The sequence below is a fragment of the Dinoroseobacter shibae DFL 12 = DSM 16493 genome (assembly GCF_000018145.1).
GTDB lineage: Bacteria > Pseudomonadota > Alphaproteobacteria > Rhodobacterales > Rhodobacteraceae > Dinoroseobacter > Dinoroseobacter shibae.
Genome location: NC_009952.1, coordinates 3,713,574 through 3,727,989, shown reverse-complemented (window position 1 = coordinate 3,727,989; position 14,416 = coordinate 3,713,574). Strand labels below are relative to the sequence as shown.

Annotated in this window: 13 protein-coding genes; all 13 read right to left on the bottom strand. The window is 66.2% G+C overall.

The features are described 5' to 3' along the window. Positions 1–111 precede the first annotated feature (111 nt). Genes puhE through bchF form a run of 13 tightly spaced genes read right to left on the bottom strand, consistent with a single transcriptional unit; the run spans position 112 to position 14,345 of the window. Positions 112–909, bottom strand: coding sequence for a putative photosynthetic complex assembly protein PuhE (gene puhE, locus DSHI_RS17940; protein WP_012180201.1), 798 nt, complete (start codon positions 907–909; stop codon positions 112–114). Next, positions 909–2,030 (bottom strand): magnesium-protoporphyrin IX monomethyl ester (oxidative) cyclase, encoded by a 1,122-nt coding sequence (gene acsF, locus DSHI_RS17935; protein WP_012180200.1) that lies wholly within the window; start codon positions 2,028–2,030, stop codon positions 909–911. The genes puhE and acsF overlap by 1 nt, the downstream gene beginning before the upstream one ends. After that, the gene (locus tag DSHI_RS17930; RefSeq protein WP_012180199.1) at positions 2,027–2,323 is read right to left on the bottom strand and encodes a hypothetical protein; all 297 of its coding nucleotides are present in this window, start codon (positions 2,321–2,323) and stop codon (positions 2,027–2,029) included. Before DSHI_RS17930 ends, acsF begins: the two co-directional genes overlap by 4 nt. A 3-nt stretch (positions 2,324–2,326) precedes the next feature. Next, positions 2,327–2,806, bottom strand: a complete 480-nt coding sequence (puhC, locus tag DSHI_RS17925) for a photosynthetic complex assembly protein PuhC (RefSeq protein ID WP_012180198.1) — start codon at positions 2,804–2,806, stop codon at positions 2,327–2,329. A 13-nt stretch (positions 2,807–2,819) separates the two neighbouring features. After that, a complete protein-coding gene (gene puhB, locus DSHI_RS17920) occupies positions 2,820–3,497 on the bottom strand; it encodes a photosynthetic complex putative assembly protein PuhB (protein ID WP_012180197.1) in 678 nt (225 codons plus the stop codon). 24 nt (positions 3,498–3,521) lie between these two features. Continuing rightward, positions 3,522–4,292: a photosynthetic reaction center subunit H gene (puhA, locus tag DSHI_RS17915; protein WP_012180196.1), complete on the bottom strand. Its 771-nt coding sequence runs from the start codon at positions 4,290–4,292 to the stop codon at positions 3,522–3,524. A gap of 24 nt (positions 4,293–4,316) precedes the next feature. Then, a complete protein-coding gene (locus DSHI_RS17910) occupies positions 4,317–5,762 on the bottom strand; it encodes a PucC family protein (protein ID WP_012180195.1) in 1,446 nt (481 codons plus the stop codon). Further along, positions 5,759–6,442 carry a magnesium protoporphyrin IX methyltransferase gene (gene bchM / locus DSHI_RS17905; protein WP_012180194.1) on the bottom strand — a complete coding sequence of 228 codons (684 nt, stop codon included), beginning with the start codon at positions 6,440–6,442 and terminating at the stop codon, positions 5,759–5,761. The genes DSHI_RS17910 and bchM overlap by 4 nt, the downstream gene beginning before the upstream one ends. A 46-nt stretch (positions 6,443–6,488) precedes the next feature. Beyond that, positions 6,489–7,388, bottom strand: coding sequence for a ferredoxin:protochlorophyllide reductase (ATP-dependent) iron-sulfur ATP-binding protein (gene bchL / locus DSHI_RS17900; protein ID WP_012180193.1), 900 nt, complete (start codon positions 7,386–7,388; stop codon positions 6,489–6,491). A 31-nt stretch (positions 7,389–7,419) separates the two neighbouring features. After that, positions 7,420–11,004 (bottom strand): magnesium chelatase subunit H, encoded by a 3,585-nt coding sequence (locus DSHI_RS17895; RefSeq protein WP_012180192.1) that lies wholly within the window; start codon positions 11,002–11,004, stop codon positions 7,420–7,422. Beyond that, positions 10,994–12,580, bottom strand: coding sequence for a ferredoxin:protochlorophyllide reductase (ATP-dependent) subunit B (bchB, locus tag DSHI_RS17890; RefSeq protein ID WP_012180191.1), 1,587 nt, complete (start codon positions 12,578–12,580; stop codon positions 10,994–10,996). The genes DSHI_RS17895 and bchB overlap by 11 nt, the downstream gene beginning before the upstream one ends. Further along, positions 12,577–13,860: a ferredoxin:protochlorophyllide reductase (ATP-dependent) subunit N gene (locus DSHI_RS17885; RefSeq protein WP_012180190.1), complete on the bottom strand. Its 1,284-nt coding sequence runs from the start codon at positions 13,858–13,860 to the stop codon at positions 12,577–12,579. Before DSHI_RS17885 ends, bchB begins: the two co-directional genes overlap by 4 nt. Further along, entirely contained in the window at positions 13,857–14,345 is a 489-nt protein-coding gene (gene bchF, locus DSHI_RS17880) for a 2-vinyl bacteriochlorophyllide hydratase (protein WP_012180189.1), read from the bottom strand. The genes DSHI_RS17885 and bchF overlap by 4 nt, the downstream gene beginning before the upstream one ends. Positions 14,346–14,416: the final 71 nt, after the last annotated feature.

The window sequence follows — 14,416 nt, the reverse complement described above, 5'->3', positions numbered from 1 at the left end:
ACAGAAGGGGGGTGGGCAGCGCCGACGCGCCGCCCTGCCATGTGCTGGCAGGAGGAGAGATCGGGATTCAGAGGGATCGATTCGAAAGGCAGGCCGCGGGGGCCCGCGGTGTCAGCCCTGCTTTTCCTTGGCGGGCATGTCCTTGGCGGGCATCAGCCAGCGCCAGAGCTTTTCATCCGGCAGGGGCACGACCATCAGCCAGTGTTCCAGGAGCGCCAGCGCGGTGAACACGGCCAGCAAGGTGAACCCGACGGTCGCGGCCGCGGTTTCGGCGGCATAGAGCCGCTCGAACCAGCAGGTCATGGCGAAGGTCAGCGCCGTGACGGAATAGGGAAAGAGCCAGTTGATCGGCCGGATGCGAAAATGGCTCGGCAGATGCGACAGGGGGGTGGGCAGAAACTCGGTATTGATCTTCCTGACGCCGAGGAAAAGGTTCAGCTTGGCGCTGATCCGGGCGATGAAGAGGACCGAGAAGGTCCAGAAGCCGAACTTGTTGTCGGCCCCCCAGGCCGTGATTCCCATCACGATGAGCACGGTCAGCAGCAGCATCTCGTGATAGGCGATGGTGCCCCAGGCGCGGAAGAAACGCTCGAACTCGGAACAGCCCTCGGGGCAGTCGTAGGAATTCGGACCGGTGATGATGCCGGCGAGAAAGGCATGCTCGATCCAGCCCCAGACCAGCAGCGCCGAGGCGAAGGCGATCCAGACGCCGGGCACGGTGGCCTCGGTCAGCGAGGCCGAGAAGCCGTAGACCCCGAGCAGGCCGAAAGGCGCGGTCAGGATCACCGACCGCAGGTGGGCGCGGGGCCCCCGGCGGTCGGCGTGTTTCACGATGCACAGGATCGCCCCGGTGGCGAACCACCAGATGAACATGGCGCAAAGCGCGATGATCCAGGGCGAGCTGAACATCAGTAGGCGGGCTCCAGCCGGGTGTCGGTCGGCACGTCATGCTTGTGCGCCGGGATCGTGTAGAGCGCGACGAAGGCCATCGCGGCCCGCGTCCCTGCGGAGGCCTTGCCGATCAGGCCGCCGAGGCCGCCCTTGGCCTTGGCCGCCGCCATGTCGCGGGAGGCCTTTTCCATCCGCTTGAGGTTCGGCATCCAGCGCGGATGGTCGATATCCAGCGTGATCGGGTAGATCTGCTTGGAGATCTCGGAGGTCTTCTTGAAAACCTCCTGGCCGTACCAGTCGGTATCCACGCCCAGCGCCTTGTGGAAGGCGGGCCGCTGGTGGTCGCGCACATACATGGTCGAGTAGACCGCCGTGAGGAAGAACTTGATCCAGAGCACGTTGCGCCCGGTGGTCAGTTTCGGGTCGCTCTTCATCAGCAGGGCGAAGGCCTCGCCATGGCGGAACTCGTCATTGCACCACTCTTCGAACCATTTGAAGATCGGGTGGAAGCGGTGCTCCGGGTGGGCTTGGAGGTGGCGGAAGATCGTGATGTAGCGCGCATAGCCGATCTTTTCGCTGAGGTAGGTCGCATAGTAGATGAACTTCGGGCGGAAGTAGGTGTATTTCTTCTGCTGGGTCAGAAAGCCGAGGTTCACCGCGATGCCCGCCTCGCGCAGGGCGTCGTTGATGAAGCCCGCATGCCGCGCCTCGTCCCGGGCCATGAGCTGGAACAGCTGGGTGATGTCCTTGTTGGAGCCGCGGCGCTTCATTTCCTTGTAGAGCACGCAGCCCGAGAACTCGGCGGTGCAGGAGGAAATCAGGAAGTCGATGAATTCCTTGCGCAATTCCGGATCCATCCCGTCCCAATCGACATGGTCCCAGTCCTCGTTTTTCTTGAAATGGCCCTTGTTGGGGTCGGATTCCATCTCGGCGATGAGCGGATCCCACTCGTCGCGGATGCTCTCGACCGAGATGGCGTCCATCTCGTCGAAATCGGTGGTGTAGAAGCGCGGGGTCAGGAGCGTGTCCTGCATCGCCACTTCGGTCGCCTTCTCGGAGGTCATCCCCTCTTCGGCGACACCGTGATTGGAAACGGAAGACGTGGCGCCGTTCAGGGTTGCTGGGGTCTGGACGTTCATAGCGTGACCTCCTCGGAGAATGAAAATTCGCAAAGTTCGATGAATTCGAGATCGCCGGTCATCCGGGTCCAGAGACGCTCCAGGCCACTGGCGCGGGTGATGACGGCTATGCGGTCCTCGGAGACCACTTCACCGTAGGGGGCCATGATTTCGGCCCCTTGCACCAGCACTTCGTCGCCGGGATAGACAACGGCGCCGTTATTGAACTTCACGTGGGCGGACAGCTCTTCGAACCGGTGGCTGATGCTCACGGTGCACGGAGCGGTTTCGCGTGTCTTGGTGAAAAATCCCATGTCTCAGCCCTCCTGGATCGGGGTGTAGAGCAGCCGCTCGAACGCGGCGGTGTTGTCCATGCCGAAGCCGATCAGCTTGGCTTCCCAGCCGGTGGCCGGGTCGATCAGTGCGAGATGGCCGTCCTCGTAGCGCACGAGGCGCACGGGCGCGCTGTCGACGACGCCGACTTTCATGCGCTCGCGGGACAGGGCCCGGGTCATGCCGGCGATGAAGCCGCCTTCCTCGGGCGACAGGTCCGCCACCAGGCGGCCTTCGCCGTCCAGAACGCGGGCCGCGCCGTTCATCTCGCCAAAGATCTGGATCATGCGCTCTTCCACGATCGGCTGATCGGGGAACTTTGCCTCCAGGGGTCGGTCGGTGATGCGTGCATAGGCCACGAGGACCAGGCAGGCGACCACCAGAAAGAGCATGGCGCGCAGCAGGAGGGTCGGAATCATCTCCTTGTCGCGGCGCGCGAGCTCATGGGTTGCGGGGTCGTTCATCGGACAGGGATCCTTATTCTGCGGGCATGGGCACCGCGCCGGATGCGGTCTGCGCATCCACGGTGGCCTTGCCGGTTTCGGGCTGGGCTTGGGTCTTGGCGCGGAACACCGCGCTTTCGGCGGCCTCTGCGATGATCTCGGCCACCTTGGCCGCATCGGGGATGCAGCGCAGGGCAGGCTCGGGGTCGCGGATGTGCCAGGGGCGGATATGGGGCCAGCAGTTGAGGTAGCTCATGCGCGTGTCGCCCGTGAGCTTGAGCGCGATGGTCCCCGTGCCGGACTTGCGCAGGTCAAGGTCGGCCGACCCGATCCAGCGGTAGGGGAAGTTGTAGGTGATCGTGAGCGCCGCCCCGATCCGCATGGCGATGCGGCGGTTGGTGACCGTGTAGATCGTGGTCACCGCCTGGGTCCAGGCGATCGCGGTAAGGATACCGCAGACGATCAGGCCGAGGATCAGGAAGGGGATCATCCCTTTCAGGCTGGTCAGGGTGTCGTGCTGCGCCATCAACGCCACCGAGCGCCAGGCCCCGAGGAACACGAAGTACCCCATGACCCATTTCAGCGCCAGGCTCTCCTTGGCGAGGGCCCACCAGTTCGGTTTGCCCTGCCACAGGATGGTTTCGCCCTCGGGGGGCAGTTCAGGGAGCCCTTCGACAGGCTCGAAATGGAAATCGTCGTGATGGTCTGACATCGCGAAAGGCTCCCGTGTTTGTCGTTACAATTGCGGCTCAAGGCGGGACTCGTCGGCATAAAGGGTGCCGCCCGCGTAGTAGGCCATGATCTTGTCTTCCTCGAGCAGGGTGACCTGGTTCGGGGACTTGGTTTTCGGCACGTTCTTGAAGTGCTTGCCGTAGATCGAGCGGACCTTCACCCGGTCGGACTTGATCCGCACCATTTCACGCTGCACGAGCCGCTTGCCGTCGCCCCATTCGGGGTCGAGCTCGATCTCGAGGTAGCGGACGAGCTGCTCGGCTTCGTCGATCCACATGTCGGAGACCAGGCCGACGATCTCGCCGTCCCCCGCCATGACCGGCAGGCCGCGCGGGTCGGTCCCGGCGGACACGCCGAAGCCTTCGGCGGCCGACATGGGCACGATCTTGGGGTGACCGTGGGCGTCCAGTTCCGGCACGTCGCGCCGCTTGGACCAGCTGGCCGGGCCCACCCCGTCGAGCATGGGATCGCCCGTGGGTTCCATCGGGAAGCCGTTGCCATGGGCCGTCTTGCGCAGGGCGAGATTGTCGCGCCGCTGCACGTCTTCGCCCGGCAGTGTCAGCTCGCCACGGCCATGTTGCAGCTTGAAGGTTTTCTCCTTCGGGAGCGGGAACGGCCCCTGGTTGGCGGCGGTGTTGCCGTCGTCATCCTCGAGGGGGTAGCCCTCGCGCATGTTCTCGGTCTGCAGATAGTAGATCAGCAGCGCGAAGAAGCCGTAGAACAGCCAGAGCGAGAGGCTGGCGAGGTCGAAATTGCCGAAGAATGTCTCTTCCATGGAGGTATCCTTTCGTATCCGGCGTCAGGTCGGGAAATCGGCGAGCCCGATCTTGCCGGTCTCCCCTGTTGCATGGTCGTTACGGGTCAGCGCATGGGCCCGCACGAGCGGCCCCAGGGCGATGAGGGTGATGAAGATCAGGGCGATCTCCAGGTGGTAGACCACGGAGTAGCCCGTGGAGGGATCGTTGAGCGCTTCGCCCCAGGCGCCGGTGGACACGGCGGCATTCACCACGTCGCGGATCGTGCCGCCCAGGGCCACGCCCACACCGACCGCGGTGGCCTGTGCCGCGCCCCAGGCGCCCAGCGCCAGGCCGCGCCCGGCCAGCCCGTCCGCCGGCATGGTCATGGCCGCGGTCAGGGTCGCGACGGAGAAGAGCCCGCCGCCGAGGCCGATCAGGCCCGCCCCGACGAAGAACAGCTCGTTGGAGCCCATGGGGGCCGCGAAGATCACCGCCGAGAAGGCCGCCAGACCGATCAGCAGCCCGCGTCCGCACATCCGGAACGGGTTGATGTCGTCCTTGAGCCAGCGCGCGGCCATAGCAAAGCCGATCAGCGCGCCCGCCGCCCACATCGCGGTCAGGAAGGTGGTGGCCGAGACCGACAGGCCGAGGATCTCGCCGCCGTACGGTTCCAGCAGGACGTCCTGCATGTTGAAGCCGAGCGTGCCGAGGAACACCACGACCAGCAAACGGCCCGCCTGCCCGCCCGCGGCGAAGTCGTCCCAGGCCGCGCGGAAGGAGGGGCGCGGCGCGGCGCGTTCCTCGGCGGTCGTCGGGAAGACGATCTCCTGTTTCCAGAGCGCGATCAGGTTCAGGATCAGGGTCGCGCCCGCGGTGGCCTGCACCACCTGGATCAGGCGAATGCCGCTGAAATCGCGCAGCAGCCAGCCGATGATCACGGCCGAGACGCCCATGCCCAGAAGGAACATCACGTAGAGCAGCGCCACCACCCGCGGCCGGGTTTCGTCCGTGGCCCGGTCCGAGGCGAGCGCGAGCCCCGCGGTCTGTGTCATGTGCAGCCCCAGCCCCGTCATCAGGAAGGCCAGCGCCGCCAGCACCTCGCCGGCGAAGGGGATGTCGATATAGACGTCCCCGCCCAGCACCAGCAAGCAGGACGGCATGATCGCCAGCCCGCCGAACTGCCACAGGGTGCCGAACCACATGTAGGGCACACGCTTCCACCCGATGGCGGATTTGTGGGTGTCGGAGCGGAACCCGAGGAGCGCCCGGAAGGGGGCGACGAGGACCGGGATGGCGATCATCAGCGCCACCAGCATGGCCGGCACGCTGAGTTCCACGATCATCACCCGGTTCAGGGTGCCCAGCAGCATGACCGTGGCCATGCCGACCGAGACCTGGAACAGGCTCAGGCGCAACAGCTGGCCCAAGGGCAGCTGGTCGCTGGCCGCGTCTGCAAAGGGCAGAAACTGGCTGGCGAGACGCTTGGTCTGGGCCTTGGTGAAGATCATGCCCGGTACTCCAGACAGGTGGAAATGTAGAAGCCGGAGGTCACACGCTCGACTTCGCGGATGGCCCCGCGGGCGCCCGTCTCGGCGGCGGCCTTCGACAGCCGCGCGGGCGCATGGGGGATCATGGTCGGGGACCGGTCGCCGCGCGGGAAGAGCTTGCCCACCCCCCAGAAGGTCATCAGGAACGGGGTGCGGGGGGCGACGGTGAAGATCACCGAGCCGCGCACCCGGGGGCAGAACTTCGCCAGCGAGGCACCGATATCCTGTGCTTCGTAGTAGATCAGACTGTCCATCGCCACGACATGATCGAAATCACCCAAGGAGGGATTGTGCATGTCTCCGGAGGTAAAGGTGACCTGGCCGCGATGGGCATCCGGGAGGCGCTTTTCAGCGATCTCCACCAGGCTCGGCGAGATGTCGATGGCCACGACGTCCGCCCCGCGGGCGGCCAGTTCGGCGGTCATCTGCCCCGCGCCGCAGCCCGCATCCAGCACGCGCTTGCCCGACAGGTCCGCGGGCATCTGCGCCAGCATGATGTCGCGCATCCGGTCCCGGCCCGCGCGCACGGTGGCGCGCACCTTCGACACGGGCGCGTCCGATGTCAGACGCTCCCATGTCTTGGTGGCGGTGCGGTCGAAATAGTCCTCGACGCGCGTCAGGGTCTGGTCGTAGGCGGGCATTACCGGGCTCTCCGCAGGGGGTGCCGAGGGGTCACGAGGGTCGTCATCAGTCGAATCCGAGCAGCTCGAAGATTTCACGGTCGGGCAGCGGCGCAGGCGCCAGGGGCTCCGTGCCGTTCCACAGGGTCTCGGCCAGGCGGATGTATTCCTTGCGGACCTGCACCACGTCCTCGGCATCTTCCATTTCGAACAGGGTCTTCTTCTTGAGCCGCGAGCGGCGGATCGCATCCAGGTCGGGCATGTGCGCGATCCGATTGAAGCCCACGGTCTTGCAATACCGGTCGACCTCGTCGGTCTCGCGGGAGCGGTTGGCGACGCAGCCCGCCAGCCGCACGGAGTAGTTCTTGGACTTGGCCTGCACCGCGGCAATGATGCGGTTCATCGCATAGATGCTGTCGAAATCATTCGCAGTGACGATCAGTGCCCGGTCCGCATGTTGCAGGGGCGCCGCGAACCCGCCGCAGACCACGTCACCAAGCACGTCGAAGATCACCACATCGGTGTCTTCCAGCAGGTGGTGCTGCTTCAGCAGCTTCACCGTTTGCCCCACCACGTACCCGCCGCAGCCGGTGCCGGCGGGCGGCCCGCCGGCCTCGACGCATTTCACGCCGTTGAACCCTTCGAAGACGAAGTCTTCGGGGCGCAGTTCCTCTGCGTGGAAATCCACCTCCTTGAGGATGTCGATCACCGTGGGAACCAGGCTCCCTGTCAGGGTGAAGGTGCTGTCATGCTTGGGGTCGCAGCCGATCTGCAACACGCGCTTGCCCAGCTTGGAGAAGGCGGCCGACAGGTTCGAGCTGGTCGTGGACTTGCCGATCCCGCCCTTGCCGTAGACCGAGAACACCTTGGCGCCTTCGATCTTCATCGAGTCGTCCTGATGCACTTGCACCGATCCTTCGCCGTCCTCGCCCTTGAGAACCGGGGGGGCTGTATCCAGTGGGCTCATGTCATCATCCCTTTCAGTTGCGGCCTCATGGTCATTCCGCCGCGATTGTGATGCCTTCGAGGGCATCCTCGATTTCGTCTGCTGCGTCTTGAAGGGCGGCCAGCGTGTCTGCGTCCGGCTGCCAGTAGTCCCGTTCGAACGCCTCGATCAGGCGGTTCGCCATGCGCGCGCTGGCCTGGGGGTTCAGGTCCGCCAGCCGTTTGCGCATCTCGTCGTCCAGCACGAAGGTCTCGCTCAGGCGCTGGTAGACCCAGGGCTCGACCTGGCCGGTGGTGGCCGACCAGCCCATGGTGTTGGTCACCTGGGCCTCGATCTGGCGCACGCCTTCGTGGCCGTGCTTGAGCATGCTTTCGAACCATTTGGGGTTCAGGGACCGCGACCGGGTTTCCAGCGCGACCTGTTCCTTGAGGGTGCGCACCTTGGCGGAGCCGCGGGTCTGGTCGCCGATATAGACGGCCGCCTCCTGCCCGCCCTTGGCGCGCTTGACCGCGCGGGCGATGCCGCCGAGCGTGTCGAAATAGTGATCCACCGTGGTCACGCCCAGCTCGACCGACTCGAGGTTCTGGTAGGCGATGTCCACGTCGCGCAGGGTCTTTTGCAGCAGTTCGGGATTGGCCGAGGCCTTGCCCGAGCGGCCATAGGCGAAGCTCTTGCGCGCCTCGTAGGCATCGGCCAGCTCGTCCTCTTCGCCGAAGGAGGAGCTGTCCACCAGGGCGTTGACGTTGGAGCCATAGGCCCCTTCGGCGTTGGAAAAGACCCGCAAAGCGGCGGTTTCCATGTCGCAGCCCATCTCGGCGGCATAGGCCAGCGCGTGGGCGCGGACGAAGTTCTGCTCCACCGGCTCGTCGGCGACAGCACAGAGATACGCGGCTTCGGCCAGCATCTTGGTTTGCAGGGGCAGCAGATCGCGGAAGATGCCCGAGAGAGTCATGATCACGTCGATGCGCGGGCGGCCAAGTTCGGCCAGCGAGATCAGTTCGGCCCCGCAGAGCCGGCCGTAGCCGTCGAACCGGGGCCGCGCGCCCATCAGGGCCAGCGCCTGGGCGATCGGGCCGCCGTCGGATTTGATGTTGTCGGAACCCCAGAGCACCAGCGCGATGGACCGCGGCAGGGTGTCGTGGGTTTCCAGAAGCACCTCGGCCTGGCGCGCGCCGTCCTGCATGGCAAAAGCGGTGGGCATGCGGAACGGGTCGAACGCGTGGATGTTGCGGCCCGCGGGCAGCACCTCGGGGGAGCGGATCAGGTCGCCGCCGGGCACCGGCGAGACATAGCGCCCCGACAGTGCCTTCATCAGGCCCTGCAACTCGCCATCCTGCTTCAGCAGATCGGCGACCCGCGCCCGGGTCTCGGGCGACTGGTCGGGCATCACGTCGAGATGGGCCTCGATCTCGGCCTCGGTGGGCGCGCGGCCCACGATATGCAGCCCGTCGGGGATCAGGGCATCCTCGGTCTCCAGCAGCTTGAGCCAGAGGGTGTCGGGGTTGCTGCCGTCCATATCCACCGCCTCGGCCTGCTGGGCGATCAGGGCGGCAAGCTCGGCGCGTTCGTCGGCATCGGGGGCGAGGCCCCGGTAGCGCGCCATGCTGTCCTTCAGCTCCGCCAGTCCCTTGTAGAGACCCGATGTCGCGAGCGGCGGGGTCACATGGGTGACGGTCACGGCGTTGGACCGGCGCTTGGCCAGGGTCGCCTCGGACGGGTTGTTGGAGGCATAGAGATAGACATTCGGCATCTCGCCGATCAGCCGGTCGGGCCAGTCGCGCGCACCGAGGCCCGCCTGCTTGCCCGGCATGAATTCCAGCGCGCCGTGCATGCCGAAATGCAGCACCACGTCGGCGGCATAGGTGTTGCGCAGCCACATGTAGAACTGGGTGAAGGCGTGGGTGGGCGCGAAGCCGCGCTCGAACAGCAGGCGCATCGGGTCGCCCTCGTAGCCGAAGGTCGGCTGGACGCCCACGAAGACATTGCCGAAATGCTGGCCGAGGATGAACACGCCGCGCCCGTCGGACTGGATCTTGCCGGGGGCGGGGCCCCAGACGTCTTCGATCACCGCGAGCGGCGGGGTATTGGCGACGATATGATCGGCGCTGACATGGGCGGCGACATTGGCCTCCTGCCCGTATTGCTTGGCGTTGCCTTGCAGCACGGCGGCGCGCAGGGCGTCGACGCTCTCGGGCACCTCGACCTCGTAGCCTTCGGCCTTCATCCGGGCGAGGGTGTTGAAGAGGCTCTCGAACACGCTGAGATAAGCCGCCGTTCCGACAGCGCCGGCATTGGGCGGGAAGCCGAACAGGACCACGGCGACCTTCTTGGCGGCGTTTTCCTTGCGGCGCAGGGAGGCGAGGCGCACGGCCTTCTCCGCCAGCACGTCGATCCGTTCGAGGCAGGGGGACATCGCCTTGGTGTTGCCCGGGGACTGGCAGCGGTACTGACAGCCGGTGCAGCGGTCCTCGCCGTGGCGGCCCGCGAAGACCGTGGGGTTGGTGGCCCCGTCGATCTCGGGCAGGGCGATGAGCATGGTGGTCTCGACCGGGCCGAGCCCGCCCGCGGCGGCGGCCCACTGGCCGAGCGTCTGGAATTCCAGCGGATGGGCAGCGATATAGGGGATGTCGAGGTCTTCGAGCACCTCGACCGCGGCGGCGCTGTCGTTATAGGCCGGGCCGCCCACGAGGGAGAAGCCGGTGAGCGAGACCATGGCGTCCACGGTGGCCCCGCGGGCGTCGCGGAAATACCGTTCGATCGCCGGGCGACCGTCGAGCCCGCCCGCGAAGGCCGGGATGACACGCACGCCGCGGGCCTCGAATGCGTCGATCACCGCCTCGTAATGGGCGCTGTCGCGGCTGAGGATGTAGCTGCGCATCATCAGAAGGCCGATGGTGGCGACCGGCTTGGCGGTGCCGGGCAGTTCCGCGAGGTCGGTGAAGACGCGGGCCGGATGCGACGGGTGGAAGAGCCCCACCTCGGGATATTCGATCGGCGGTTTGGCGGTGACCTCGGACCAGCCCGGGCGGCGGGCATAGGCCGAGATCAGCATCCGCAGCATTTCCTCGGTGTTCTCGTCCGAGCCGTCCAGCCAGTATTGCATGGTCAGGAAGTAGTTGCGCAGGTCCTGGGCCTTGCCCGGCAGGAACCGCAGGATCTTGGGCAGGCGGCGCAGGATCTTCATCTGCCCTTCGGAGGAGGAGGTCTTCTTGGTCTTGGGCTTGAGTTTCTTGAGGATCGCCATGGCGCCCGAAGCGGGCTTGGACAGGTCCACATCGCCCATCTTCGTGAGGTTGACGAGCATCTGGTCGGCGATGACGCAGACCATTGCATCGCAGGCCGCGCGGCGGGCGCGCAGGGCGGGCAGGATCGCCTGGATCTGGTCGTCGAGGAAGATCAGGTTGACGACGACGATATCGGCCTCGGCGATGGCGGCCTTGGTGGCCTCGAGCGCGGCGGGGTTTTCCGTCCATTCGCCTGTGGCGTGGACCGAGACCTGCAGGCCCGGGAAGTCCTTTTGCAGGGCCGCATTCACCCGCGCGGCAGGGCCGAGCACGTGACTGTCCAACGTGATAATCACGAACCGGTAGGGGGTCGGCGCGAGGCCGGTCCCGGGGAGGGTCGAGTTATCGAGCATAATGGGCCTTCGCCTCGTAAAGCGTGTCGACGCTGATCTCGGTGACGCCCTGTTCGAGGGCGTATTTCTCGGTGTTGCGCTTGGCCTTGCCGCGCACGAAGAAGGGGATCTTCTTCAATTCCTTTTCCGCATCGGCGAGCCAGACGGTCACGTCGCCGCCGGTGGCGGCTGGGGCATCCTGCGACGGGGCGGCGGTTTCCTCGGCCATCGAGGCCTCGGCCCCCGCGGCGGCGGATGCCGCTGGCGCGTCGTGCATGGGTTTGGGTGCATGGCCGCCGTGGTGGGACGGCCCGGCGGCATCGTGGAACTCGAAATCCTCGCGGAACATGGCGAGCAGGTGTTCCTCCAGCCCCATGACCAGCGGGTGGATCCAGGTGTCGAAGATCACGTTCGCGCCCTCGAACCCCACCTGGGGGGAGTAGCGCGCCGGGAAGTCCTGCACATGGACGGGTGCGGAGATCACGGCGCAGGGAATGCCCAGGCGCTTGCCGATATGGCGTTCCATCTGGGTGCCGAGGATCATCTCGGGCGCGGCCTCTTCGATGGCCTTCTCGACCTCGAGATAGTCGTCGGTGATCAGCGCCTCGAGGCCGAACTCCTTGGCGAGCTTGCGGATGTCGCGTGCGAACTCGCGGTTGTAGCAGCCGAGCCCCACCACCTCGAACCCCATCTCGTCGCGGGCGATGCGGGCGGAGGCCTTCACATGGGTGGCGTCGCCGAAGAGGAACACGCGCTTGCCGGTCAGATAGGTGCTGTCGACGGACGCGCTCCACCACGGCAGGCGGAGGCGGTTCTCATCCGGGGCGCCGGTCACGCCGGTCAGCCCCTGCACCTCGGCGATGAAGTCGCGGGTGGCGCCGACGCCGATGGGCACGGTTTTGGTATAGGGCTGCTGGAAGGCGCGCTCCAGATGGCGGCAGGCGGCCTCGCAGGTCTCGGGATAGAGCATGACGTTGAAATGGGCGGCCCCGAGCCGGGCGATATCCGACGGGCTGGATCTCATGGGCGCGACCACGTTCACATCCACGCCCATCTCGGACAGAAGGCCCGTGAGCTCCTCGACATCGTCGCGGTGACGGAAGCCGAGGCCCGTGGGGCCGAGGATGTTGCACGACACGCGGGCGGTCTTCTCGACCGGCTTGGCCAGCGCGCGGACGATCTGGAAGAAGGTCTCGTCGCAGCCGAAGTTTTCCTTGCGCTGGTAGCTGGGCAGTTCCAGCGCGATCACCGGGATCGGGAGACCCATGGTTTCGGCCAGGCCGCCCGGGTCGTCCTGGATCAGTTCGGCGGTGCAGGACGCGCCGACGATGATCGCCTCGGGCTTGAACCGCTCATAGGCGTCGCGGCAGGAATCCTTGAACAGATGCGCCGTGTCGGAGCCGAGATCGCGGGCCTGGAAGGTCGTGTAGCTGACCGGCGGGCGGTGGTCGCGCCGCTCGATCATGGTGAAGAGCAGGTCCGCATAGGTGTCGCCCTGGGGCGCGTGGAGCACGTAATGCAGGCCGGTCATGCCGGTGGCGACGCGCATGGCCCCCACATGGGGCGGGCCTTCGTAAGTCCAGACGGTGAGTTTCATTCCGCCACCTCCAGCCGCAGCTTTTCACGACGCCGGATCGGGCGGGCGAAGAGCCCGGCGAGATCGCCTGCCTGTTCGTAGAAATGAACCGGGGTGAAGACGAGCTCGATCGCCCATTTGGTGGTCAGCCCCTCGGCCTCCAGCGGGTTGGCGAGGCCCAGCCCACAGACCGTCAGGTCGGGCCGGGCGGCGCGACAGCGGTCGAGCTGCATGTCCACGTCCTGGCCTTCGGACAGGGTCGGGCCGGCGGCGAGGAGGTCCAGATCGGGACCGACGAGCCCCTTGTGAATGTAAGGCGCGCCCACCTCGATCGCGGCCATGCCGCATTCGCGGGTCAGGAAGCGCGCGAGGGGAATTTCCAGCTGGCTGTCGGGGAAGAAGAAGATCGACTTGTCCCGCAGGGTCTCGGCCGCGGCGGCGATGGCCTTGCGGGCGCGGGCGCGGGGGGCGGCGGTCACCGCCTCGAAGGTCTCGTCCGAGACGCCGAACTCGCGCGCGATGGCCCGGAGCCACAGGGTGGTGCCCTCTTCGCCGAAGGGGAAGGGCGCGTCGATGCGGCGGGCACCGCGGCGGTCCAGCGCCGAGCAGGTCTCCCCGAGGAAGGGTTGCAGGACCGCGTAGACCGTGTTGGGACCGACGCCGGGGGTGCCGTCGGCACGTGGCGCGGGCAATACGCGGACCGGGCCGATGCCCATCTTGTCGAGCAGGCCGAGCGCCTGGTCCTCGACCACGTCCGGCAGCGCGCCGACCAGAAGCAGCTCGCGCGCCTCGGTTTCGGGCAGCACGGGCACCATGGATTCCAGGCAGGCGTCCTCGCCCTGGGTGAAGGTCGTCTCGATGCCGGAGCCGGAATAGTTCAGCACCCGCACATGGGGCGCGAATTTCCGGGTCAGCCGTTCGGCGGCACGGCCCAGATCGAGCTTGATCACCTCCGACGGGCAGGAGCCGACGAGGAAGAGCTGCTTGATGTCCGGGCGGCGCGACAGCAGGCGCTCGACCTCGCGGTCGATCTCGTCCTGGGCGTCGGCGAGCCCGGCAAGGTCCTTCTCTTCGAGGATGGCGGTGCCGAAGCGCGGCTCCGCAAAGATCATCACGCCCGCCGCCGATTGCAGCAGGTGCGCGCAGGTGCGCGAGCCCACCACGAGGAAGAAGGCATCCTGCATCTTGCGGTGCAGCCAGATGATTCCGGTCAGGCCGCAGAACACTTCGCGCTGACCGCGCTGCTTGAGGATGGGTGTGTCGCGGCAACCCGGGGCTATGGTCGTAACGGGCTTGTTCATGCCATCGCCTCCGCTTGCAGGCGCGCCATGCGGAGCTTCCAGAGGAACTGCCCGGCATTCACGACATAGACAAGGTAGGCCGCCAGCGCGATCAGCATCTGGCCCTGGGGCGGGATGGTGCCGCTGAGAAAGGCCCAGACATAGAGCGTGTGGAGGGCGATCACGAAGAAGCTGACCACGTCCTCCCAGAAGAAAGCGGGCGCCAGAAGGTACTGGCCGAAAACGACTTTCTCCCAGATCGCGCCGGTGATCATGATCGCGTAGAGGAACCCGGTCTTGATCAGGATCGAGATCGAGGCGAGCACGTAGCCCTCACCGGTCATCATGTAGCGCACTACGAGCACGAGCGAGATCGCGAAAACGAGAAACTGCAGCGGCGCGAGAATCCCCTGAATCAGCGTCCAGACAGACTCGTCGCGGCGCTTCTTCTGTTCGGGCGTATAGAGTCCGACCCTGTTTTCTTGGGTGTTCAGACCGGTTGACATCCGGCGACTCCCCCTCCGGTAAATGACTGTTTTGTCGAATTTACATATGAGCAGTTGAAAGTGTCAACTAA

Coding starts and splice junctions, on each gene's coding strand:
- bchF (WP_012180189.1), bottom strand. CDS start 14,345: ATGTCAACCGGTCTGAACACCCAAGAAAACAGGGTCGGACTCTATACG.
- puhB (WP_012180197.1), bottom strand. CDS start 3,497: ATGTCAGACCATCACGACGATTTCCATTTCGAGCCTGTCGAAGGGCTC.
- DSHI_RS17910 (WP_012180195.1), bottom strand. CDS start 5,762: ATGATCTTCACCAAGGCCCAGACCAAGCGTCTCGCCAGCCAGTTTCTG.
- DSHI_RS17930 (WP_012180199.1), bottom strand. CDS start 2,323: ATGGGATTTTTCACCAAGACACGCGAAACCGCTCCGTGCACCGTGAGC.
- bchL (WP_012180193.1), bottom strand. CDS start 7,388: ATGAGCCCACTGGATACAGCCCCCCCGGTTCTCAAGGGCGAGGACGGC.
- puhE (WP_012180201.1), bottom strand. CDS start 909: ATGTTCAGCTCGCCCTGGATCATCGCGCTTTGCGCCATGTTCATCTGG.
- acsF (WP_012180200.1), bottom strand. CDS start 2,030: ATGAACGTCCAGACCCCAGCAACCCTGAACGGCGCCACGTCTTCCGTT.
- bchB (WP_012180191.1), bottom strand. CDS start 12,580: ATGAAACTCACCGTCTGGACTTACGAAGGCCCGCCCCATGTGGGGGCC.
- puhC (WP_012180198.1), bottom strand. CDS start 2,806: ATGAACGACCCCGCAACCCATGAGCTCGCGCGCCGCGACAAGGAGATG.
- puhA (WP_012180196.1), bottom strand. CDS start 4,292: ATGGAAGAGACATTCTTCGGCAATTTCGACCTCGCCAGCCTCTCGCTC.
- DSHI_RS17885 (WP_012180190.1), bottom strand. CDS start 13,860: ATGAACAAGCCCGTTACGACCATAGCCCCGGGTTGCCGCGACACACCC.
- bchM (WP_012180194.1), bottom strand. CDS start 6,442: ATGCCCGCCTACGACCAGACCCTGACGCGCGTCGAGGACTATTTCGAC.
- DSHI_RS17895 (WP_012180192.1), bottom strand. CDS start 11,004: ATGCTCGATAACTCGACCCTCCCCGGGACCGGCCTCGCGCCGACCCCC.